The sequence below is a fragment of the Pseudomonas sp. NBRC 111132 genome (assembly GCF_001320565.1).
Taxonomy (GTDB): domain Bacteria; phylum Pseudomonadota; class Gammaproteobacteria; order Pseudomonadales; family Pseudomonadaceae; genus Aquipseudomonas; species Aquipseudomonas putida_P.
In genome coordinates this window covers 1-23,164 of record NZ_BCBI01000031.1, presented here as the reverse complement: position 1 = coordinate 23,164, position 23,164 = coordinate 1, and the positions used below count along the sequence as shown (strand labels likewise).

At 62.1% G+C, this 23,164-nt stretch carries 19 protein-coding genes and 7 tRNA genes; 6 read left to right on the top strand and 20 right to left on the bottom strand.

Annotated features, from left to right (window positions below):
* Positions 1-44: 44 nt before the first annotated feature.
* Positions 45-689 (bottom strand): 3-isopropylmalate dehydratase small subunit, encoded by a 645-nt coding sequence (gene leuD, locus APH35_RS15960; RefSeq protein WP_012271189.1) that lies wholly within the window; start codon positions 687-689, stop codon positions 45-47.
* Positions 686-2,119, bottom strand: coding sequence for a 3-isopropylmalate dehydratase large subunit (leuC, locus tag APH35_RS15955; protein ID WP_012271188.1), 1,434 nt, complete (start codon positions 2,117-2,119; stop codon positions 686-688). The genes leuD and leuC overlap by 4 nt, the downstream gene beginning before the upstream one ends.
* Before the next feature lie 131 nt (positions 2,120-2,250).
* Here leuC and APH35_RS15950 point away from each other — a divergent pair, with 131 nt between their 5' ends.
* The gene (locus APH35_RS15950) at positions 2,251-3,129 is read left to right on the top strand and encodes a LysR family transcriptional regulator (RefSeq protein WP_012271187.1); all 879 of its coding nucleotides are present in this window, start codon (positions 2,251-2,253) and stop codon (positions 3,127-3,129) included.
* 62 nt (positions 3,130-3,191) lie between these two features.
* On the top strand, positions 3,192-6,488 hold the full coding sequence (locus tag APH35_RS15945) for a PAS domain S-box protein (RefSeq protein ID WP_060515080.1): 3,297 nt from the start codon (positions 3,192-3,194) through the stop codon (positions 6,486-6,488).
* 57 nt (positions 6,489-6,545) lie between these two features.
* Here the strand turns inward: APH35_RS15945 and APH35_RS15940 are convergent, their stop codons facing one another.
* The 12 genes from APH35_RS15940 to gltX all read right to left on the bottom strand — a co-directional run bounded on the left by APH35_RS15940 (position 6,546) and on the right by gltX (position 12,779).
* Positions 6,546-6,989, bottom strand: coding sequence for an Hsp20 family protein (locus tag APH35_RS15940; protein ID WP_012271185.1), 444 nt, complete (start codon positions 6,987-6,989; stop codon positions 6,546-6,548).
* 172 nt (positions 6,990-7,161) lie between these two features.
* Positions 7,162-8,133: a tRNA dihydrouridine synthase gene (locus APH35_RS15935; protein WP_060494531.1), complete on the bottom strand. Its 972-nt coding sequence runs from the start codon at positions 8,131-8,133 to the stop codon at positions 7,162-7,164.
* Between the two features lie 51 nt (positions 8,134-8,184).
* Positions 8,185-8,619 (bottom strand): acyl-CoA thioesterase, encoded by a 435-nt coding sequence (locus tag APH35_RS15930; RefSeq protein WP_012271183.1) that lies wholly within the window; start codon positions 8,617-8,619, stop codon positions 8,185-8,187.
* Positions 8,620-8,727: 108 nt separating this feature from the next.
* Positions 8,728-9,561, bottom strand: a complete 834-nt coding sequence (locus tag APH35_RS15925; RefSeq protein WP_012271182.1) for an alpha/beta fold hydrolase — start codon at positions 9,559-9,561, stop codon at positions 8,728-8,730.
* Between the two features lie 15 nt (positions 9,562-9,576).
* Positions 9,577-10,116, bottom strand: a complete 540-nt coding sequence (locus tag APH35_RS15920; protein WP_060515096.1) for a TetR/AcrR family transcriptional regulator — start codon at positions 10,114-10,116, stop codon at positions 9,577-9,579.
* Between the two features lie 173 nt (positions 10,117-10,289).
* A tRNA-Glu gene (locus tag APH35_RS15915) sits at positions 10,290-10,365 on the bottom strand.
* Between the two features lie 42 nt (positions 10,366-10,407).
* Positions 10,408-10,483 (bottom strand) — tRNA-Ala (locus APH35_RS15910).
* Positions 10,484-10,545: 62 nt separating this feature from the next.
* Positions 10,546-10,621, bottom strand: a tRNA-Glu gene (locus tag APH35_RS15905).
* Positions 10,622-10,663: 42 nt separating this feature from the next.
* A tRNA-Ala gene (locus APH35_RS15900) sits at positions 10,664-10,739 on the bottom strand.
* A gap of 53 nt (positions 10,740-10,792) precedes the next feature.
* Positions 10,793-10,868: transfer RNA gene (locus APH35_RS15895), tRNA-Glu, on the bottom strand.
* Positions 10,869-10,940: 72 nt separating this feature from the next.
* Positions 10,941-11,016: transfer RNA gene (locus APH35_RS15890), tRNA-Ala, on the bottom strand.
* Between the two features lie 281 nt (positions 11,017-11,297).
* The gene (gene gltX, locus APH35_RS15885) at positions 11,298-12,779 is read right to left on the bottom strand and encodes a glutamate--tRNA ligase (protein ID WP_012271180.1); all 1,482 of its coding nucleotides are present in this window, start codon (positions 12,777-12,779) and stop codon (positions 11,298-11,300) included.
* A gap of 143 nt (positions 12,780-12,922) precedes the next feature.
* Between gltX and APH35_RS15880 the strand changes: the two genes are divergently transcribed.
* Together APH35_RS15880 and APH35_RS15875 are read left to right on the top strand one after the other, a co-directional pair.
* Complete coding sequence (locus tag APH35_RS15880) at positions 12,923-13,978, top strand: HlyD family secretion protein (RefSeq protein WP_012271179.1); 1,056 nt, start codon at positions 12,923-12,925, stop codon at positions 13,976-13,978.
* 49 nt (positions 13,979-14,027) lie between these two features.
* Entirely contained in the window at positions 14,028-15,518 is a 1,491-nt protein-coding gene (locus tag APH35_RS15875) for an MDR family MFS transporter (protein ID WP_171577272.1), read from the top strand.
* A gap of 71 nt (positions 15,519-15,589) precedes the next feature.
* On the opposite strand, the gene uvrB is transcribed toward APH35_RS15875, so the two are convergent.
* Entirely contained in the window at positions 15,590-17,605 is a 2,016-nt protein-coding gene (gene uvrB / locus APH35_RS15870; protein ID WP_012271177.1) for an excinuclease ABC subunit UvrB, read from the bottom strand.
* Positions 17,606-17,892: 287 nt separating this feature from the next.
* Between uvrB and APH35_RS15865 the strand changes: the two genes are divergently transcribed.
* Positions 17,893-19,089 (top strand): amino acid aminotransferase, encoded by a 1,197-nt coding sequence (locus APH35_RS15865; protein ID WP_012271176.1) that lies wholly within the window; start codon positions 17,893-17,895, stop codon positions 19,087-19,089.
* Positions 19,090-19,151: 62 nt separating this feature from the next.
* Positions 19,152-19,227, top strand: a tRNA-Asn gene (locus APH35_RS15860).
* Between the two features lie 58 nt (positions 19,228-19,285).
* Here the strand turns inward: APH35_RS15860 and APH35_RS15855 are convergent.
* The 5 genes from APH35_RS15855 to APH35_RS15835 all read right to left on the bottom strand — a co-directional run bounded on the left by APH35_RS15855 (position 19,286) and on the right by APH35_RS15835 (position 22,780).
* Positions 19,286-19,687, bottom strand: a complete 402-nt coding sequence (locus APH35_RS15855) for a cupin domain-containing protein (protein WP_012271175.1) — start codon at positions 19,685-19,687, stop codon at positions 19,286-19,288.
* A 135-nt stretch (positions 19,688-19,822) separates the two neighbouring features.
* Positions 19,823-20,383: a DUF1285 domain-containing protein gene (locus APH35_RS15850; RefSeq protein ID WP_060494534.1), complete on the bottom strand. Its 561-nt coding sequence runs from the start codon at positions 20,381-20,383 to the stop codon at positions 19,823-19,825.
* 10 nt (positions 20,384-20,393) lie between these two features.
* The gene (locus APH35_RS15845; protein WP_012271173.1) at positions 20,394-20,999 is read right to left on the bottom strand and encodes a DUF4823 domain-containing protein; all 606 of its coding nucleotides are present in this window, start codon (positions 20,997-20,999) and stop codon (positions 20,394-20,396) included.
* Between the two features lie 66 nt (positions 21,000-21,065).
* A complete protein-coding gene (locus APH35_RS15840; RefSeq protein WP_012271172.1) occupies positions 21,066-22,034 on the bottom strand; it encodes a GTP 3',8-cyclase MoaA in 969 nt (322 codons plus the stop codon).
* 110 nt (positions 22,035-22,144) lie between these two features.
* Positions 22,145-22,780 carry a TetR/AcrR family transcriptional regulator gene (locus APH35_RS15835; protein WP_012271171.1) on the bottom strand — a complete coding sequence of 212 codons (636 nt, stop codon included), beginning with the start codon at positions 22,778-22,780 and terminating at the stop codon, positions 22,145-22,147.
* Between the last annotated feature and the right edge of the window lie 384 nt (positions 22,781-23,164).

The following is a 23,164-nucleotide window of genomic DNA, read 5'->3' as shown; positions in this document are numbered from 1 at the left end:
GGACAACCCCGCTCCCGCAAGGCCAGCACTCACTGCTATATCACTCAGGCATCACGGAACAGCCAAGGCTGCCCGGCGCGGTGCTTGCCTTCGAAGGCCTTGATCGCATCGCTGTCCTGCAAGGTCAGGCCGATATCGTCCAGGCCGTTGAGCAGGCAGTGCTTGCGGAACGCGTCGATCTCGAAGTGCAGTACCTTGCCATCCGGGCGAGTCACCGCCTGGGCCTGCAAGTCGATGGTCAGTTGGTAGCCGGGGTTGGCTTCGACCTGCTTGAACAGCTCGTCCACTTCCTCATCGCTGAGGATGATCGGCAGCAAGCCGTTCTTGAAGCTGTTGTTGAAGAAGATATCGGCAAAGCTCGGCGCGATGATGCTACGGAAGCCATATTCGTCCAGCGCCCACGGGGCGTGCTCGCGGCTGGAGCCGCAACCGAAGTTCTCCCGCGCCAGCAACACGCTGGCACCCTGGTAGCGCGCGTGGTTGAGCACAAACTCCTGGTTGACCGGGCGCTTGCTGTTGTCCTGGTAGGGCTGGCCCACGTCCAGGTAACGCCACTCGTCGAACAGGTTCGGGCCAAAGCCGGTGCGCTTGATCGACTTCAAGAACTGCTTGGGGATGATCTGGTCGGTGTCGACGTTGGCACGGTCCAACGGCGCGACGAGGCCAGTGTGCTGGGTAAAGGCTTTCATGCTGCGCTCCCTTGGATCAACTCGCGGACATCGATGAAATGGCCGGCTACCGCAGCAGCGGCGGCCATGGCCGGGCTGACCAGGTGGGTACGACCACCGGCGCCCTGGCGGCCTTCGAAGTTGCGGTTGGAGGTGGACGCGCAATGCTCGCCGCTCTCCAGGCGGTCCGGGTTCATCGCCAGGCACATCGAGCAGCCCGGTTCACGCCATTCGAAACCGGCTTCGAGGAAGATCTTGTCCAGGCCTTCACGCTCGGCCTGGGCTTTGACCAGGCCCGAGCCCGGTACGACGATGGCTTGCTTGACGCTGGCGGCCACCTTGCGGCCCTTGGCGATTTCCGCCGCGGCGCGCAGGTCTTCGATACGCGAATTGGTGCACGAGCCGATGAACACGCGGTCCAGTTTGATATCGGTGATCGCCTGGTTGGCGGTCAAGCCCATGTACTTCAACGCACGCTCGATCGAACCACGCTTGACCAGGTCGGCTTCGGCAGCCGGGTCCGGTACGCGCTGGTCGACGGCCAGGACCATCTCGGGCGAAGTGCCCCAGCTGACCTGTGGCTTGATCTGGCTGGCATCCAGCTCGACCACGGTGTCGAACACGGCGTCTTCATCCGACACCAGGTCTTTCCACGATTCGACCGCTTGCTTCCATTGCTCGCCTTTCGGCGCGTACGGGCGGCCTTCGACGTAGGCAACGGTAGTGGCGTCGGTCGCCACCAGGCCCACACGGGCACCGGCTTCGATGGACATGTTGCAGATGGTCATGCGGCCTTCCATCGACAGTTCGCGGATGGCGCTGCCAGCGAACTCCATGGCGTGGCCGTTGCCACCGGCCGTGCCGATCTTGCCGATCACGGCCAGCACGATGTCCTTGGCGGTAACGCCGGCTGGCAATTGGCCTTCCACGCGCACCAGCATGTTCTTCATCTTCTTGGCGACCAGGCACTGAGTGGCGAGCACGTGCTCGACCTCGGAGGTGCCGATGCCATGGGCCAAGGCACCGAAGGCGCCGTGGGTGGAAGTGTGCGAGTCACCGCAGACCACGGTCATGCCCGGCAAGGTGGCACCCTGCTCCGGGCTGATGACATGGACAATACCTTGGCGCTCGTCATTCATCTTGAATTCGACGATGCCGTATTCGTCACAGTTCTCGTCGAGGGTCTGCACCTGCAGGCGCGACACCTGGTCGACGATGGCCTCGATACCGCCCTTGCGCTCTGGCGTGGTCGGCACGTTATGGTCGGGCGTGGCGATGTTGGTGTCGATGCGCCACGGTTTGCGGTTGGCCAGGCGCAGGCCTTCGAAGGCCTGGGGCGACGTCACTTCGTGGATGATGTGGCGGTCGATGTAGATCAAGGACGAGCCGTCATCACGGCGCTTGACCTCATGGGCTTCCCAGAGTTTGTCGTAGAGCGTTTTGCCAGCCATCAGACTGTTCCTCATCAGCGTCTTTCTATGCCAAAGACCCCTTGGCTTGTACGGACGATGCTAGGGGGTTAGATTGAATAACTCAAATTCATAATTTTTATGCTTTGGATAACCCAAAGGAATACAAAACCATGGACCTGGCCAACCTCAGTGCCTTTATCGCCATAGCCGAAACCGGCAGCTTTTCCGGCGCGGCTGAACGCCTGTTCCTGACCCAGCCGGCCATCAGCAAACGCATCGCCGGCCTGGAACAGCAGTTGGACGTGCGCCTGTTCGACCGCCTGGGCCGCGAAGTGACCCTGACCGAAGCCGGGCGCGCCCTGCTGCCACGGGCCTACCAGATCCTCAACGTCCTTGATGATACCCGACGGGCGCTGACCAATCTGACCGGGGCCGTGAGCGGTCGCCTGACCCTGGCCACCAGCCATCACATCGGCCTGCACCGCCTGCCCCCGCTGCTACGGGCGTTCACCCGTCAATACCCGGCGGTGGCGCTGGATATTCAGTTCATGGATTCGGAACAGGCCTACGACGAGATTCTGCATGGCCGCGCCGAAATTGCCGTGATCACCCTCGCGCCCGAACCGCATCACCTGGTCAAGGCCGTGCCGGTGTGGGACGACGCCCTGGACTTCGTCGCCGCCCCCGAGCACCCACTGGCCAGCAACCAGGCGGTCAGCCTGGCTGACGTCGCCCGCCACCCAGCGGTATTCCCCGGCGGCAATACCTTTACCCACCATATTGTCCAGCGCCTGTTCGAAAGCCAGGGCCTGACGCCAAACATCGCCATGAGTACCAATTACCTGGAAACCATCAAGATGATGGTGTCGATCGGCCTGGCCTGGAGCGTGCTGCCACGCACCATGCTCGATGAACAGGTTGCACCCATCGCTTTGCCCGGCATACAGCTGTCGCGCCAGCTAGGCTACATCTTGCACACGGAGCGTACGCTATCGAACGCGGCCAGGGCATTCATGGCCCTGCTCGACAGCCACGCAGGGCCCGCCTGACCGGCCGTCAGCCAGGTATTTCCGATTCCAAGGACGCGTCATACGCCAAAGGTCTGGTACCGATGCCCAAATCAGCAAACCGCTTTTTGCGCCTGCCGCGAATACCTGCGGCTGATCCCCAGGAGTCCGAGCAGGCCTGGCAGAACGCGCCACAACTGCTGGCCGCGCTCAACGGCGCGCGCCTGGGCGCCTGGCTGTGGGACATCGAAAGCGGCAGGGTCAGTTGGTCGCGGGGCACCCAAGCCCTGTTCGGCTTCGATCCGCAGCGGCCACTGCCCGCCGATATCGATTACCTGGACCTGCTGCCCGAGGAGGATCGCGCCCGCACCCGCCAGGTGTTCCAGGCGGTGTTCAACGGCGAGCCCGTGGAGCAGGCCATGCGCCACCGTATCCGCTGGCCGGACGGTAGCCTGCACTGGCTTGAGATCAACGGCAGCCTGACCCACGACCCGCAGGGCCGGCCGCAGATGATCGGGGTGATCCGCGAAATCACCCGCCAGCGCGAACGGGAAACGGCGCTGATCAATTCGGAAAAGCGCTTCGCCACGCTGTTCCACCTCAGCCCCAACGCTATTTTGCTGACCCGTCGGCACGACGGCATGATTTTCGAAGTGAACCAGCATTTCGAGGACATGTTCGGCTGGCCCGGCAGCCAGGTGATCGGCAAGACCAGCCTGGAGTTGGGCCTGTGGGTCAACCCCGAACAGCGCCACCAGGTCATGGAATCCACCCGCGCCAACGGCGGCCCGCTGATCATGGAGGTGCAGTTCCGCGCCACCAGCGGCAAAGTGCATGACGGCATCCTCTGCACCCAGGGTATCGAGCTGGAGGGCGTGACCTTCCTGATCAGTACCTTCGTCGACACCACCGAACGCAAGCGCGCCGAGCAGGCCCTGAAAGACAGCCAGGAGCGCCTGGACCTGGCCCTGGACTCGGCGCAGCTGGGCACCTGGGACTGGCACATCCCCAGCGGCATGCTCTACGGCTCGGCCCGCGCCGCGCAGCTGCACGGCCTACCGCCGATCCCCTTTCATGAATCGTTCGATGCGTTTTTCGAAGGGGTACCGGAGCAGGAACGCAATTCGATGCGCCAGGCCTACCGCAGCCTGCGCGAAGGGCCCGCAGGCAATTACCAGATTACCTACCGGGTGCAGCTGGAAAGCGGCATTTCACGCTACATCGAAAGCCGCGCGCGGCTGTACCGCGACGAGCAGGGCAACCCGCTGCGCATGGCAGGCACCCTGCTCGACATTACCGACCAGGTGGAACGCGAGCAGCGCCTTAGCGCCTCGGAGGAGAAGTTTGCCAGCCTGTTCCAGGTCAGCCCCGACCCGATCTGCGTCACCCGCCAGGACACGGGCCAGTTCATCGAGATCAACCCGGCATTCACCCAGACCTTCGGCTGGAACGGCGAACAGGTACTTGGCCGCACTGCAGAAGAGATCGGCCTGTGGGCCGAGTCCATCGAGCGCGCGCAACGTATCGAGCGAGTGATCCGCGAGCAGGCCCTGAGCAACGTTGCCGTGGTGGTCAATCACCGCAATGGCGCGCCCCTGACCTGCGTGATTTCCAGCCGCCTGATCACCGTCGACGACCAGCCCTGCAGCGTTACCACCCTGCGCGACATTACCCAGCAGCAACGTGCCGAGGCCGCGCTCAAGTCCAGCGAAGAAAAGTTCGCCAAGGCCTTCCACTCCAGCCCCGACGCCATCACCATCACCGAACGCCACAGCGGCCGCTACCTGGAAATCAATGACGGCTTCTGCCGCCTGACCGGTTACAGCGCAGCCGAAGTGGTGGGCCACACGGTGTACGAGATCGGCATCTGGGCCGACGACAAGCAGCGCAGCGCACTGCTGGCCGAACTGCGCGAGCGTGGCCGGGTGCACCACCGCGAGATGCTCGGGCGCAACAAGCGAGGCGATATCCTCACCGTTGAGGTTTCGGTGGAACCGATAACCCTCAATGAAGTGGACTGCCTGCTGCTGAACGCCCGCGACGTCAGCCAGCTGAAGAACGCCCAGGCACAGATACGCCACCTGGCCTACCACGACCCGCTGACCAACCTGCCAAACCGTGCCCTGCTGATGGACCGCCTGAGCCAGCAGATCGCCCTGCTCAAGCGCCATAACCTGCGCGGCGCCCTGCTGTTCCTCGACCTCGACCACTTCAAGCACATCAACGATTCGCTGGGCCACCCGGTGGGCGACACCGTGCTGAAGATCATCACCGCCCGACTGGAGGCCAGCGTGCGCCTGGAAGACACCGTGGCGCGGCTGGGTGGCGACGAATTCGTGGTGCTGCTCAGCGGCCTGGAAGGCAGCCGCGAACTGGTGGAAGAGAAGGTGCGCGAGCTGGCCGACACCCTGCGCGAACTGCTGGCCGAGCCGATGTCGCTGGATGGCCAGCGCCTGCAGGTAACACCCAGCATCGGCGTGGCACTGATCCCCGACCACGGCGCCACGCCGGCCGACCTGCTCAAGCGTGCCGATATCGCCCTGTACCGGGCCAAGGACTCGGGACGCAACACCACCCAACTGTTCCACACCACCATGCAGAAGGCCGCCAGCGAGCGCTTGCGCATGGAAAACGACCTGCGCCTGGCATTGGCCCGTGGCGAACTGGCGCTGCACTTCCAGCCGCAGGTGGATGCCCGCGACAACCGCATTGTCGGCGCCGAAGTGCTGCTGCGCTGGCACCACCCTCAACTGGGCCAGCAACCGCCCCCACAGTTCATTCAGGTGCTGGAAGAAAGCGGCCTGATCCTTGAAGTTGGCAGCTGGATTCTCGACGAAGCCTGCGACGCCTGCGCCCGCATGCTGACCGACGGGCTGATCGACGCCGATGACTTCAGCCTGTGCGTGAACATCAGCCCCAGGCAGTTCCGCCAGAACGACTTTGTCGGCCGGGTGCTGCGCAGCCTGGACGACTATCGCCTGCCGCGGCATATGCTGAAACTGGAAATCACCGAAGGCATTGTCATCCAGAATCTGGAAGACACCATCAGCAAGATGCGCGAACTGAAGCGCTACGGGGTGAGTTTTGCCATGGATGACTTTGGCACCGGCTATTCCTCGCTGACCTACCTCAAGCGCTTGCCGGTGGATGCGTTGAAGATCGACCAGACCTTCGTGCGCGATGCACCGATCGACCCCAACGACGCCGAAATCGTCCGCGCCATCGTCGCCATGGCCCGCAGCCTGGACCTGGCGGTGATTGCCGAAGGGGTGGAGCTGACCGAACAGCTGGAGTTTCTCGAACGGCTGGGCTGCCACCTGTACCAGGGCTACCTGCACAGCCGGCCGCTGCCGTTGCCGGAGTTTCGGCAGATGCTACTGGAGGCGCCCGCAGATTATTGAGCCGGCGTGTAAACGCAAGAAGGGCACCCGAGGGTGCCCTTCTTCACATCTGCGCCTTCAGTTCAGCGCTGGCTTGTCGCCATTGATCGGGATGCGCTTGGCCTTGGCTTCTTCAGGCACGATGCGCAGCAGGTCGATGCTGAGCAGGCCATTGGCCAGGCCGGCGGCCTTGACTTCGATATGGTCGGCCAGGCGGAACGACAGCTTGAAGGCGCGTTGCGCGATACCTTGGTGCAGGTAGGTCACCTCAGTGGCGCCATTTTCGCGCTTGCCACCGGTTACGGTCAGGACACCTTTTTCAACCTGCAGGTCGAGGTCCTGCTCCTGGAATCCGGCTGCGGCAACCACGATGCGGTAGTGGTCATCACCATGCTTTTCCACGTTGTAGGGCGGGTAGCTGCTACCGGCCTCATTACGCGCCGCGGACTCGAACAGGTCGTTGAAACGGTCGAAACCAACGGAATGGCGGAACAGTGGAGCGAGAGAGAAAGCGGTGGTCATGGTCATAAACTCCTGAGAATCAGCAAGTAAGTCATTACGCGACCCGACTTCGGCATCGCGTACTCAAGAGATATGGCCGAGGGAAATGCTTTCAAGGGGCAAGCAGAAAAAATCTGATTTCTTGCACGGGATCTGGTGGCTGCTTCGTCGGTAACCCCGCGAAGCAGCCGACTCAGGCAACACATGCTTCCAGAGCTTGAGGCTCAACCCCAAGCAAACGGCTGATCCGCGCGCAATCATCCTCCCGACGCAACTCGGCAAACAACACCACCGCTTCGGGGTAACTGCGGGTCAACATCGCCAGCCACTGCTTCATCCGCCCTGGCGCATAGCGCGGCGACAACTTGTTCTGGGCCTGGCGCCAGAACTCGCGCAACAACGGCAGCAGGTCATCCCAGCTCATCGGCTGATAGTCGCGCCCCTCACGCGCGGCGGCTATCTGCAGGCCCAGGTCTGGGCGCGACACCAGCCCACGGCCCAGCATGATATCTTCGGCCCCACTGACTTCACGGCAACGCCGCCAGTCGTCGACGGTCCAGATCTCGCCATTGGCGAACACCGGCACCTTGACCACATCCTGTACCCGCGCCACCCACTCCCAATGCGCGGGTGGCTTGTAGCCCTCGACCTTGGTCCGTGCGTGCACCACCAGGTGCGCAGAACCGCCTTCGGCCAGCGCCGTGGCGCACTCCAGCGCCCCATCAGGGCTGTCGAAGCCCAGCCGCATCTTCGACGTGACCGGGATATTCGCCGGAACCGCACGGCGTACTTCACGCACGATGGCATGCAGCAACTCCGGCTCCTTGAGCAGCACGGCACCACCGCGTGACTTGTTCACGGTCTTGGCCGGGCAACCGAAGTTCAGGTCGATCACCGGCGCCCCCAATTCACAAGCCAGCGCGGCGTTCTCCGCCAGGCACACCGGGTCCGAACCCAGCAACTGCACGCGCATGGGCACCCCGGCAGCCGTGCGCGCGCCCTGGCGTAATTCGGGCGCCAGCTTGTCGAACGAAGAAGGCGGCAGCAGGCGGTCGCACACGCGAATGAACTCGGTGACGCACCAGTCGATACCGCCCACGCGCGTCAGCACGTCGCGCAGGATGTTGTCGACCAGCCCCTCCATGGGGGCCAGGGCAATTTGCATGTTGGGGTCTCGGGGTAAAAAGCCGGCAGTCTAACAAAAATTGCCGGCGATTCAGGCGCCGATCAGCGCCGGACCGTAACCCTCGATGAATTCCGCCGGCATACGCTTGGGTTTACCGCTGGACAACTCGATGCAGGCAAAGGTGGTTTGCGCGCGCAGCAGGGTTACACCGTCACGTGGGCGCTTGAGCTGGAAGCGCCGGGTCATGCGCAGCCGCTGGTCCCAATCGATGATCCAGGTGGCCAGTTGCAGCTCGTCGTCCTCGTAGGCGGCAGCCAGATAATCAATTTCGTGACGCACCACGGCCATCGCCCGGTCCAGGCGCCGATACTCGGCCAGGTCCAGGCCCAGGCGCTGGGAGTGGCGCCACGCGCAGCGCTCCAGCCAGGTGACATAGACTGCATTGTTGGCGTGGCCGAGGCCGTCGATATCCTCGCTGCCGACGCGCAGGTCGATGACGAAGGGTGTTGCCAGGTCCCAGCTCATGTTCGCTTCCTTGGCGCAAAAAGTGAATTTAGCAGCGACCTGCAGAAGAATGTCCAGCCCTACCGCCCTGACACGGCCACTCCTGCAACGACAGGGGCAGCCTGCCAATCAGGCGCTTTGCCGCGCCGGTGCGGCTGCGCGGGCCAGCAATTCGAGCACGGCTTCACCCAGACGCGGGTCAGCCAGCACCCGCTGGTGGCCGCCCTCTTCCAGCAGCATCAGGCGGCTATCGAACCAGGCCTTATGGATTACATGGGCTTCATCGGGAGCCACCAAGGCATCATCGGCGGCATGCACCACCAACCCCGGCAATTCCAGCTGGTAACCGGTCACATCCAGCCGCGCGATCTGCATGCCCACATCCCGCTCAATCTGGCGAATGAACGCCGCCCGTGCCCGCGCCGGCAACCCCAGGTGATGGGCAAAACCTCGCAACACGCCTAGCAGCCGCGCCGGGGCCGCAATGCTTACCGCCGATTCTGTGCGCAACCCCATCTGCAGGGCCAGCAACACACTGGCCCCCCCCATGGAATGGCCAATGACCGCACGCAGTGGCGGTAACTCGGCGGCAGCCTCAAGCAGCGCTCGGGCAAACAGCACCACATTGGCCTGCTCGCCAGGCGAACGCCCATGCCCCGGCCCCTCCAGCGACACTACCGTGTGCCCGGCCTGGACCAGGGTTTCGATCAAGGCGGCAAACTGGGTCGGGCGCCCTTCCCAGCCATGCATCAGCAGCACGGTCGGCCCCTGGCCCCAACGCAAGGCCGACAGGCCGAAGCGCAGGGTAATGCGCTCGGCGCTGGCCAGCATGGGCAGCTCCCAGTCCCGCGGCGGCAGGTTGCGCGGGGTCATGAAGGCACGACGCATCTTGCCCGCGACATGCTCAGGGGCCAGGCGGCCCAGGGTGCCATTGACACCACGAATCCAGCTCAGGGTGGTCATCGCCATGCTCCAGGGTTAAAGCACCGCCGATTTGGCGGCGCGCAGAATACGGTCAGACAGGTCACTGGTACCCAAGGCCCGCGCCAGCGCCAGGCCACCGACCATCAGCGCCAGGTCGGCCAGCGCCTTGTCGGCATCCTCAGGGCGGTCAACCATTGCGGCGGTCATCAATTCGATGTGCTCGGCCAGCACCTCGCGGAAAACCTCCGGCAGGCGCTGCATTTCGCCCAGCGAGTTAGGCAACGGGCACGCGTGCACTTCGGCGTCCCGGTGCTTGCGCGACAGGTAGAAGGCCCCGGCCAGCGCACGCCGCCCGGCACCATCGAGATTGGGGTCGATCTGGGCGAGCAAGGCGCGGCGCTCGCCCAACAGCTGGCGGAATGCTTCGAGCATCAGCTCGTCTTTGCTGTCGAAGTGGGCATAGAAGCCGCCGACGGTCAGGCCTGCCGCGCCCATCACCTGACTGACGCTGGGCTCCGCCGGGCCATGCTGGATCAGCGCACTGCGCGCAGCTTCCAGAATGCGTTCACGGGTTCTGCTCTTCTTGTCGCTCATCAGGGCACTCACCATGCAAAATATGATGATCGAAATATTATTCTCATCATATTTTTTGGCAAGCAAAATATTCAACCGTCGGTCGGTAGTGGTTTTTTGGAGAGGGGAGAAAAACAAAAGGCCCATTCAATAAGCGAATGAGCCTTTAAAGTCCCGCAAAACGCGGGTAAATGTGGCGTCCCCTAGGGGACTCGAACCCCTGTTACCGCCGTGAAAGGGCGGTGTCCTAGGCCACTAGACGAAGGGGACGTAACCTTCGCGAAGGTCCACTTGCGTGAACCCTGGCAGAAATGGTGGAGCTAAGCGGGATCGAACCGCTGACCTCCTGCATGCCATGCAGGCGCTCTCCCAGCTGAGCTATAGCCCCGAAACAAAAGGCTCATCAATAATCGACGAGCCTTTTTAAGCCCTGCAAAACGCAGGAAAAAGTGGCGTCCCCTAGGGGACTCGAACCCCTGTTACCGCCGTGAAAGGGCGGTGTCCTAGGCCACTAGACGAAGGGGACGTAACCTTCGTGCCGGCCCGCCAAAGCGAACCGCGGCAAAATTGGTGGAGCTAAGCGGGATCGAACCGCTGACCTCCTGCATGCCATGCAGGCGCTCTCCCAGCTGAGCTATAGCCCCAGATTTATAGCCTCGCGGCCCAGCGACATCGTGAAACATCGCCTGTGTAAAACTGGCGTCCCCTAGGGGACTCGAACCCCTGTTACCGCCGTGAAAGGGCGGTGTCCTAGGCCACTAGACGAAGGGGACGAACCTTCTTACCTTCAAGACCCGGTTGCTGGACCCGGTCTTGCTTATCAGCCTTGGCTGCTAAGCGGAATTTGGTGGAGCTAAGCGGGATCGAACCGCTGACCTCCTGCATGCCATGCAGGCGCTCTCCCAGCTGAGCTATAGCCCCACAATGTCGCGTTGAACCGAAGCGCTGGCTGGGTGCCTGGCGTTTCGTTTTCGTTCATCGCTGTGGACGGGGCGCATATTAAGATCGGATTGCAAAGCTGTCAAACTAATTTTTCAAAATATTCAAAAAAATTTTCACAGATAACAATCACTTACCGCCCTGCCCCAGTTCTTGGAGGTTTAGTTGAACCTGCAGGAGCGGGCTTGCCCGCGAATGCGGTGTTGAATTTACCATCGCATTCGCGGGCAAGCCCGCTCCTACAGGTTAGGGGTAAAGCTGAATCAGGCGATGGAAGCCAGCAGCTTTTCCCACTCTTTGTTTTCTTTCTTAGACACACCGCCCAGCAGGTCCAGGGCCTGGCGCAGGCGGTAGCGGGTCAGGTCGGGGCCGAGGATTTCCATGGCGTCCAATACCGAAACCGAGCTGGCCTGGCCGGTGATGGCGGCGAACATCAGCGGCATGGCATCACGCAGCTTCAACTCCAACGCCTCGACCACGGCCTGGATGCAACCGGTGATGCGCTCTTTTTCCCACTGGCGCAGGCTTTCGAGCTTCCACAGGATCAGCTGGATCACCTGGCGCACCTGGTCGGCCGACAGTTTCTTGCTTTCGAACAGCTTGGCATCCAGCTTCAGCGCACCTTCGAAGAAGAACCCGCCCAGCGGGGCAACCTGGCTGAAAGTCTCGACCCGGCCCTGCACATGCGGGGCGATCTTCATCATGTAGTCGCTGTTGAACGCCCACTTCTGCAGACGAGTGGCAAACTCTTCGACCGGCAACTCGCGCAGCCACTGACCATTGAGCCAGGACAGCTTCTCGATGTCGAAGATCGGGCCGCCCAGCGAGATACGCGACAGGTCGAAATGTTCGACCATCTCGGCCAGCGAGAATTTCTCGCGCTCGTCAGGCATCGACCAGCCCATGCGGCCCAGGTAGTTGAGCATCGCTTCCGGCATGAAGCCCATGCGCTCGTAGAAGGTGACCGAGGTCGGATTCTTGCGCTTGGACAGCTTGGACTTGTCCGGGTTGCGCAGCAGCGGCATGTAACACAGCTTGGGCTGCTCCCAGCCGAAGTACTCGTACAATTTGATCAGCTTGGGTGCCGACGGCAGCCACTCTTCCCCACGCAGCACGTGGGTGATGCCCATCAGGTGGTCGTCGACCACGTTGGCCAGGAAGTACGTCGGCAGGCCGTCGTTCTTCATCAGCACCTGCATGTCCATGCGGTCCCACGGGATTTCGACATCGCCGCGCAGCATGTCCGGCACCACGCAGATACCTTCGCTCGGGACCTTCATACGGATCACGTGCGGCTCGCCAGCATCCAGGCGGCGCTGCACTTCTTCGGCGCTCAACAGCAGCGCGCGGCCGTCATAGCGTGGGGTTTCGCCGCGAGCTTGCTGCTCGGCGCGCATCTGCTCCAGCTCTTCGGCGGTGCAGAAGCAGTAGAAGGCGTGGCCGGCGTCAACCAGTTCCTTGGCGTATTTGGCGTAGATATCGCCACGCTCGCTCTGCCGGTATGGGCCATGCGGGCCGCCGACGTCCGGTCCTTCGTTCCATTCGATGCCGAGCCAACGCAAGGCGTCGAAGATTTGCTGCTCCGACTCGCGCGTGGAGCGCAGCTGGTCGGTGTCTTCGATGCGCAGGATGAACTCACCGCCGTGCTGCTTGGCAAAGCAGTAGTTGAACAAGGCGATGTAGGCGGTGCCGACATGGGGGTCGCCGGTAGGCGATGGCGCGATACGCGTGCGTACGGTGGTCATGGAGAGTCTCGAACGAAAGATGAAACAAAGGCGGGATGTTAGCAGGAGGCAGGCACCGGGCTCCAGCAATGGCGCGAACGTCACTTGTCGACAGGCCCTGCGGCGCTGTTAAATTTGTTTACATTTTTGGAACGATAGTCCCCATGCCTGCTCAACTCAAACGCCGCCTGGCGATCTTCTTTACTCTGGTGGCCATCATCGCCCTCGCCTTCCTGGCCCACTGGTACTTCAAGGGCCGCTTCTACGAGAGCACCGACAATGCCTATGTGCAGGGCGAGATCACCCGTATCTCCAGCCAGCTTGGCGCACGTATCGACACTGTGCCGGTCGAGGACAACCAGCACGTCAACAAGGGCGACCTGCTGGTGCGCCTGGAAGCCGCCGACTTCGAACTGGCTGTCGAGCGCGCACACGCCGCCTTGGCCACCCGCGAAGCCGAGTACGCGCAGGCACAGAGCCGCCTGACCCAACAAGGTAGCCTGATTGCCGCTGGCCAGGCTCAGGTGGCGGCCAACCAGGCCACGTTCGACCGCTCACGCCTGGACCTGAGCCGCGCCGAGAAGTTGCGCAAGCCGGGTTATGTCTCCGAAGAGCGGGTCACCACCCTGTCGGCGGACAGCCATGTTGCCGGCTCCCAGGTCGACAAGGCCCGGGCCGACTTGCAGAGCCAGCGCCAGCAGGTCAACGCCCTGAACGCCGACCTGAAACGCCTGGATGCGCAAATTGCCAACGCCCGCGCCGACCTGGCCCAGGCCGAGCTGAACCTGACCCGCTGCGAAATCCGCGCGCCCATCAGCGGTACCATCGGCCAGCGCAATGCGCGCAATGGCCAGGTGGTACAGGCCGGCGCTTACCTGCTGTCGATCGTGCCGGACGAAGATATCTGGGTGCAGGCCAACTTCAAGGAAACCCAGATTGGCCACATGCAGCCTGGCCAGCGTGCCGAGCTGTTGTTCGACAGCTACCCCGACACCCCCATCGAAGGGCGGGTGGACAGCCTGTTCGCCGCCTCGGGCGCGCAGTTCAGCCTGCTGCCGCCAGACAACGCCACCGGCAACTTCACCAAGGTGGTGCAGCGTATCCCGGTAAAACTCACCTTCAGCGCCGACAACCCGTTGCACGGGCGTATCCGCCCTGGCATGTCGGTCACCGCCACCGTCGACTTGCGCCGCGAAGACGAAGGCCAACATGGCCGGTGATACGTTGCTCCGCCCCACTGCGGAGCCGACTCGGCGCGACTGGATCGCAGTGATGAGCGTGATGCTCGGTGCCTTCATGGCGGTGCTGGACATCCAGATCACCAACTCCTCGTTGAAGGACATTCAGGGCGCATTGTCAGCGACGCTGGAAGAAGGCTCATGGATTTCCACTTCGTACCTGGTGGCGGAAATCATCATGATCCCGCTGACGGCCTGGCTGGTACAGCTGCTGTCGGCGCGGCGCCTGGCCGTGTGGGTATCGGGCGGCTTCCTGCTGTCGTCGCTGCTGTGCTCGATGGCCTGGAACCTGGAGAGCATGATCCTGTTTCGCGCCTTGCAGGGTTTCACCGGCGGCGCGCTGATTCCGCTGGCATTTACCCTGACACTGATCAAGCTGCCCGAGCACCACCGCGCCAAGGGCATGGCGATGTTCGCCATGACCGCCACTTTCGCGCCCTCCATCGGCCCCACCCTGGGCGGCTGGCTGACCGAGAATTGGGGCTGGGAGTACATCTTCTACATCAACATCCCACCAGGCCTGGTGATGATTGCCGGCCTGATGTATGGCCTGGAGAAGAAAGAAGCGCACTGGGAACTGCTGAAAAGCACCGATTACGCCGGCATCGTCACCCTGGGCCTGGGGTTAGGCTGCCTGCAGGTGTTTCTGGAAGAAGGCCACCGCAAGGACTGGCTGGAGTCGAACCTCATCGTCGGCCTGGGGAGTGTGGCCCTGGTCAGCCTGATCACCTTCGTCATCTTGCAGTTTTCCAAACCGCACCCGCTGATCAACCTGCGCATCCTGGGTAACCGCAACTTCGGCCTGTCGAGCATCGCCAGCCTGGGCATGGGTGTGGGCCTGTACGGGTCGATCTACCTGTTGCCGCTGTACCTGGCGCAGGTGCAGGGCTACAACGCCTTGCAGATTGGCGAGGTGATCATGTGGATGGGTATTCCGCAGCTGTTCCTGATCCCCTTGGTGCCGCAACTGATGAAGGTGGTGTCACCCAAGGTGTTGTGCGCGTTGGGGTTCTGCCTGTTCGGGGCTGCCAGTTTCGGCTCTGGGGTGCTCAACCCGGACTTTGCCGGGCCGCAGTTCAACCACATCCAGATCATCCGCGCCCTGGGTCAACCGATGATCATGGTGACCATTTCGCTGATCGCCACAGCGTATATCCAGCCGCAGGATGCAGGGTCGGCGTCGAGCTTGTTCAATATCCTGCGTAACCTGGGCGGGGCCATCGGCATTGCCCTGCTGGCCACCCTGCTGGATGCGCGGACCAAGGTGTATTTCGACTACCTTCGCGAATCGGTGGTGCCGAGCAACCCCCAGGTAGCGGAAAGGCTGGCGCAACTGGCGGAGCGCTTGGGCAATGACAACGCGGCGCTGGGCAAGCTGAGCGAGATTACCCACCAGCAGGCCATGATCATGGCTTACAACGATGCGTTCCATTTTGTCGGGATAGGCTTGGCGGTAAGCATGGTGGCGGTGTTGCTGACCCGGAAGTTGCCGGAAGGGTTGAAAGCCGGGGAAGCACATTAAACACTCAAGGTGCTACGCGGCCACCGTGGGGGCGGCTCTTTCGCGACACAAGGCCGCCCCCACGTCATACTTCAGCTGGTAATCAACCGCTCGCGCAACTGGCTGATCTCGTCGCGCAACTGCGCCGCAGCCTCGAACTCTAGGTCGCGAGCGAACTGCATCATTTTCTCCTCCAACTGCTTGATACGCTTGGTGATCTCGCCCGGCGTACGCAGTTCGGCCTCGTAACGGGCGCTCTCCTCCGCCGCCTTGGCCATGCCCTTGCGCTTCTTGCTGCGCGCGCCAGGTACCGTGGCACCTTCCAGGATGTCGGTGATGTCCTTGACCACGCCCTTGGGCACGATACCGTTGGCCTCGTTGAACGCGATCTGCTTCTCGCGGCGGCGCTCGGTTTCATCGATCGCTCGCTGCATCGAGCCCGTCACATTGTCGGCGTAGAGGATGGCCCGGCCATTGAGGTTACGCGCAGCACGGCCAATGGTCTGAATCAGTGAGCGCTCGGAACGCAGGAAGCCTTCCTTGTCCGCATCGAGGATCGCCACCAGTGACACCTCGGGCATGTCCAAGCCTTCGCGCAGCAGGTTTATACCTACCAGCACGTCGAAGGTGCCCAGGCGCAGGTCACGGATAATCTCCACTCGCTCTACAGTGTCAATGTCCGAGTGCAGATAGCGCACCCGCACGTCGTGATCGGCCAGGTAGTCGCTAAGGTCTTCGGCCATGCGCTTGGTCAGGGTTGTCGCCAGCACACGCTCGCCTGCCGCGACACGCTTGCGGATCTCGGACAACAAGTCATCGACCTGAGTCAGCGCCGGGCGTATTTCGACCTGCGGGTCGACCAGGCCGGTCGGGCGCACCACCTGCTCCACCACGCGCCCGGCATGCTCAGCTTCGTAGGGGCCAGGGGTCGCTGAAACGAAAATGGTCTGCGGGCTGACATCCTCCCACTCGTCGAAACGCATCGGCCGGTTGTCCAGTGCCGAAGGCATGCGAAAGCCATACTCGACCAGGGTTTCCTTGCGTGAGCGGTCGCCCTTGTACATGGCGCCTACCTGCGGAACGCTGACGTGGGATTCGTCGATCACCAGCAGCGCATCGGGCGGCAGGTAGTCGTACAGGGTAGGCGGCGGCGCCCCGGCCGGGCGCCCGGACAGATAGCGCGAGTAGTTTTCGATGCCATTGCAGTAGCCAAGCTCGAGGATCATCTCCAGGTCGAAGCGGGTGCGTTGCTCCAGGCGCTGCGCCTCGACCAGCTTGTTGGCCTTGTGCAGGTATTCCAGGCGCTCCTTCAGTTCTTCCTTGATGCCCTCCACTGCTTCCAGCAGCGTTTCACGCGGGGTGACATAGTGGCTCTTGGGATAGAAGGTGAAACGCGGCAGCTTGCGGAAAACCTCGCCGGTCAGCGGGTCGAAGGCGGCGATGTTCTCCACCTCATCATCGAACAGCTCGATGCGGATGGCCTCCAGGTCCGATTCCGCCGGGAAAATGTCGATCACATCGCCCCGCACGCGGAAGGTGGCACGGGCAAAGTCCATTTCATTGCGGGTGTACTGCAAGTCCGCCAAGCGGCGCAGCAGCGCGCGCTGGTCGAGCTTGTCGCCACGGTCCACGTGCAGGACCATTTTCAGGTAGGTCTCGGGGCTGCCCAGGCCATAGATGCACGAGACGGTGGTGACGATGATGGCGTCGCGCCGCTCCAGCAGCGCTTTGGTCGCCGACAGGCGCATCTGCTCGATGTGGTCGTTGATCGAGGCGTCCTTCTCGATGAAGGTGTCCGACGACGGCACGTAGGCTTCCGGCTGGTAGTAGTCGTAATAGGAGACGAAGTACTCCACCGCATTGTTGGGGAAGAACGCCTTGAACTCGCCGTACAGCTGTGCGGCCAGGGTCTTGTTCGGCGCCAGCACCAACGTCGGGCGCTGCACGTGCTGGATGACGTTGGCAATGCTGAAGGTCTTGCCCGAGCCCGTCACGCCGAGCAGCGTCTGGTGCGACAGCCCCGCCTCGATGCCTTCGACCAACTGGCGGATGGCCTCGGGCTGGTCGCCTGCCGGCTGGAAACGGGTGACGAGCTGGAACTCGGACATGACGGACCTCGCGGCGCTGCGGCAACTGTAAATTTAGCCAGTAGTCTATACCCAAATGCGCCCGCTCGGGGGCGCTTTCAAGGCATAGCTGTGAACGCGTGTAACGGTGGACCCGGCAATTAGACCAATGGTCGAAAAATATTTGCGCAAATAACCGGAAAAGCTGCGCCAGAGTGTCGCGGTGACCGGTCGGTATCACTATACTGACTCCCCGTTTGTGCACCGCTTCAGTGCATTCGGCTGGAGCGTGTACGTCCTATCACTCTCCAATCAGAGCCGAAGTAACAATGAGCCTGTTTTCCGCTGTCGAGCTGGCACCCCGCGACCCTATCCTGGGCCTCAACGAAGCATTCAACGCCGACCCACGTACCGACAAGGTCAACCTGGGCGTGGGCGTGTACTGCAATGAGGAAGGCCGCATCCCGCTGCTGCGCGCCGTGATCGAAGCCGAGACCCAGCGTGCCGCACAGCACGCCTCGCGCGGCTACCTGCCGATCGACGGCATCGCCACTTATGACCAGGCCGTGCAAAAGCTGATCTTCGGCGCCGAGTCGCCACTGCTGGCCGCTGGCCGTGTGGTCACCGTACAGGCCGTCGGTGGTACCGGCGCACTGAAAATCGGTGCCGACTTCCTCAAGCGCATCTCGCCTGACGCCGTGGTCGCCATCAGCGACCCAAGCTGGGAAAACCATCGCGCGCTGTTCGAGTCGGCCGGTTTCCCGGTGCAGACCTATCGCTACTACGATGCGCCGACCAACGATGTGAACCGCGGCGGCATGCTGGAAGACCTCAACGCCCTGCCATCGGGCTCGATCGTCGTGCTGCACGCCTGCTGCCACAACCCGACCGGCGTCGACCTGAACCTGGACGACTGGAAAAATGTCCTGGAGGTGGTCAAGGCCAAGGGCCACGTGCCGTTCCTCGACATGGCCTACCAGGGCTTTGGTGATGGCATCGCCGAAGACGCCTTCGCCGTTCGCCTGTTCGCCGAGTCGGGCCTGGAGTTCTTTGTTTCCAGCTCGTTCTCCAAATCGTTCTCGCTGTACGGCGAGCGCGTCGGCGCACTGTCGGTCGTCACCGCCTCCAAGGACGAGAGCACTCGCGTGCTGTCGCAGGTCAAGCGCGTGATCCGCACCACTTACTCCAACCCACCAACCCACGGTGCAACCATCGTAGCCACCGTGCTGAACAGCGCCGAACTGCGCCAGATGTGGGAAACCGAACTGGGCGAAATGCGCCAGCGCATCCACGGCATGCGCAAGCAGATGGTTTCGCTGCTGGCCGAATATGGCGCCAATCGCGACTTCAGCTTCGTTGGCCGCCAGGTCGGCATGTTCTCCTACTCGGGCCTGACCGTTGATCAGGTGGCCCGCCTGAAGAACGATTTCGGCATCTACGCCCTGGACACCGGCCGTATCGCCGTGGCCGCGCTGAACCAGAGCAACATCCATGTGGTCACCAAGGCTATCGTGGAAGTGCTGTAACTCATTGTTTTGCCTAGGGGTGGCTTGACTTCCCCTGGGCAATCAGTAAGATACGCGCAGATTCCGCGATAGCTCAGTCGGTAGAGCAAATGACTGTTAATCATTGGGTCCCTGGTTCGAGTCCAGGTCGCGGAGCCAAACACTGAAAAAGCCCCCAGATGCGCAAGCAACTGGGGGCTTTTTCGTTGCATCGGGTTTATTGGCCCAGCGCTTCGGTCACCGGCTTGCCCTCATCCACCAGGCTCCAGACCAGCAGCTTGGCAGGCTGGGTCTTGCTGGCATTACGTGACACGCTATGCACGGTGCCGGGCGCCTCGTACCAGTACTGGCCGGCCTTGTAGGTCTTTTCCTGCTCGTTGTTGAGCTTCGATACCACCGCACCTTCCAGCACGTAGGCCATCACTGCACCTGGGTGCTGATGCGCAGGGGACGCTTCGCCGGGTGCGTAGCTGACGGTAAGCATGACGGCGGTTTTGCCGGGGGCATTCGAGGGTTGTTGCTGCTGCAGGACTGTGACCTGGTCGGCAACGTCGCCGTGGGCCCAGGCGGGGGTTTGGGCGGCGAGCAGAGCGAAGAGGATGAGCGTTGAGGGTTTCATGCTGGGCTTCTCCTGGATGGCAATTGCCAGCAGGTTAGGCCCTGACAGGCTGAAGACAAATGGCCAATCCTGGGGAAAATCAGGAGGCCGATTGTTGCCAGTGCCGGCCTTTCGCGGGCACTGGCAACAGAGCATTCAGCTGCTGCGCCCAATCGGATAAAACTCGCCCTGGCTCCATACTCCAAGCCATTCCTCACCCTCGATCTCACGCGGCACCGCCAGCTCCACCAGTTGGTAGAACACATTGCGGTGTATCAACGCCTCAAGGTTGCTGCGCATCAGCACATACGGCGACGGCTCCTGCGTCACCGGATCGATGACCACCCGCAGAGGATTGTCCGGCCCGGCCTCGACCTGGTCCTCGACATTGCTGGTAAAGCGCAGCACTTGCTGCTTGCCCTTGCCCTGCACGTCCAGCGCTACAGCCACGAACGGGGCATCGTCAACGCGAATGCCAACCTTCTCGACCGGAGTAATCAGGAAATAGTCATCGCCATCGCGGCGAATGATGGTAGAAAACAGCCGCACCATCGGTTTGCGCCCGATCGGCGTGCCCAGGTAGTACCAGGTGCCATCGCGGGCGATGCGCATGTCGATGTCGCCGCAGAAGTCCGGGTTCCACAGATGCACCGGCGGCAGGCCCTTGGCCTTGGGGATCTGCGCCAGAAGGTCATTGGCCTTGCCGGAATCGCTCATCACGCTTGCCTCATTCACTCATGCCCAGAAGGCTACGAGCGTACTCGCGCATCGGCGCACCAAGCAAATCCTCCGGGGTATTGTCGTGGAACGTCAACAAACCGCCACGACTCTTGATGCGGGCGGTGTCGATCAGGTAGCGGGTATTGGTTTCGATCAGCATCATCTGCACCACGCCACTGTCCCAACCCACGCGGTCGACGGCCTGTTCGTCGTACCACTCGTCACCATTGCCGATGCGGTCGTCGGTGCGCGCGAAACGCGTATACAACACGTAATCGGCGCCTACCGAGCGCGCCTGGGCAATGGCCTCCTCCAGGCCCAACGGGCCCTGGGCGCGGCGTACCAGCGGGAAATACTCGACGAAGCTCTTGAAGGCTTGCTCTGCCACTGCGTTCTGCCGTGGCACTGGCCCCTTGCCCGGCGGCACGAATGCACCCTGGCCGATGAAAATGAACGAGTCCGGTTGCAGGCGGATCGACAAGGTGCGGCGGGTTTCACTGTGATCCAACAGACCGGCATCGCTCATGTGATAGCGAACGCCCTCGCCCATATCACTGACATTCATGCAGCCGCCCAGCGCCATCAGCGCCAGCAGCAAGACCAGGCTACGCATCTTTCCTCCAGTGGCCGGCGACGAAAAACCGGCGAATAGCCGGCGGATGCAGCTTTTGCGCCAGCTTCAGCCACCGATCACCTTCATCACCGTAACGCCCCCGGAAAACGCCAGCTCCTGCTTGTCTGCCAACGCCTTGACCAACAACCGTTGCAGGGCTGGCAGCGCCTGATGGCGTGGCTTTTCCAGCAGGTCACCGACGAAGTGGCGGTTGCCTGACGACAGACAGCCATGCAACCAGCCCGTTGAAGACAGGCGCAACCGTGAGCAGGTACGGCAAAACGGCACAGTCTCGTTGGCGATAACACCGAAGTAGCCCTTGCCGGGGATTTGATAACGCAAGGCAGTGGCATCCAAGGGCGCGTCGACCTGGGCATAGGTATGCTTGCCGCCAATCAGCGTGAGCAGCTGGTCGAGGCCGACGAACTGCTGCAGGAAAGCATTGTGATCACGGGCCAGATGGCCCATGCGCATCAGTTCGATGAAGCGCAACTCGAAGCCGCGCTCAAGACAGTATTCCAGCAGCGGCAGCACCTGGTCGAGGTTCTGCCCACGCATCGGCACCATGTTCACTTTCACCTGCATGCCCAGGGTGCTGGCTTGCTGCATACCCGCCAGCACGCAGGCCAAGTCGCCGCCTCGGGCGATACGGCGGAAGGCTTGCGGGTCGAGGGTGTCGAGGGAAACATTCAGGCGACGAATACCGGCCGCCTGCAACTGCGGCAATTTGCGCTCCAGCAGCTGGCCATTGGTAGTCAGCGAGATATCGTCGAGATCAAGTTTGGCCACGCCAGCCAGAAAGGCGTCCAGGCGCGGGCTGATCAGCGGTTCACCGCCGGTGATGCGCAGGCGCTCGACGCCGGCAGCTTCGATCAGGTAGGCCACGCCACGGGCCAGGGAGTCTGCTGAGAGTTCGTCCTGCGCCGCCACCAGGCGCTTACCGTCGGGTACGCAGTAAGTGCAGGCGTAATTGCAGGCAGCCGTCAGGCTGACACGCAGGTTGCGAAAGCGCCTGCCTTGACGATCGACAATCATGAATGACTCCGGCATGGATGATGAGGGGCAGGCGAAACCTGACTCATAAATCAGGTTTTTGCAAGCCCCCACCGCACCCTACCGGCTTCAGCGGGAAGTGACGAAGCGCTTCAGTTGGTTGGTTCCGGGTCGCGCTTACGCTTGTTGCCCATACGCACGCCAATGTCCATCAGAAACTGGAAGAAGCCTTCCTGGTCTTCCAATACATTGCTCCAGAACGGCGAGTGGTACAGCGCCACGGCGCCATGCACCAGCGCCCAGGCGGCGCAGTAATGGAAGTACGGCGGCACGTCTTCGAGTTTACCTTCGCTGATACGACCCTTGATCAGTTGGGTCAGGCGATCGAAGTTGGAAGCGCGGATGCTGTGCAACTGCTCGACCATTTCTGGCACCTGGTTGCCCTTGACCACCTTTTCTTCAAGGCGATCGAACAGCCGGTATCGTTGCGGATCGCGCATGCGGAACTCGAAGTAGGCGCGCGACAGGGCTTCCTTGTCACGGTCGACATCGGCCGAGTGCAACAGCGCGTTCAGGTCGCGCTCGTAGTCGAGCATCAGGCGCAGGTAGATTTCCGCCTTGGACTTGAAGTGCTTGTAGATCGTGCCTTTGCCGATGCCCACGGCGTCGGCGATCATCTCGACGGTGACGCTGTCTTCGCCCTGTTCGAGAAACAGCTTGAGCGCGGTGTCGAGGATTTCCTGTTCGCGACGGCGAAACTCACGGACCTTACGAGGTTCTTTCTGCATGGGAAGGACTGGATGACAATCGAAGCGGTTTATTATGCCTAACTTGCGGGAAATTGCACGGATCATCCAAGCATGGCAGTGTTTCACGATGCATACGGCCATGCGATGCGGGAGGAACGGAACGGCGGCGTATTCCAAATCTGTTTAAAAAACGACCAATATGCACTGGCACTGCGCCAAACCTGACCAATACTTGAAGTGTTGGCGCGGCGCATCCCCCCCAAGTGGCGCGCCGATAAAGGTGCTCAGGGACCGCGTACCTTTGTTTTACTCCTAATGGTCTTAACCCGGATTCCTCCCCCAGAACCCGGGTTTTTTTTGCTTACGCGACGGGCCGCAAAGCGGCCCGCACTCCCGCTCGACATTTGTACTGTGCTTTTGATC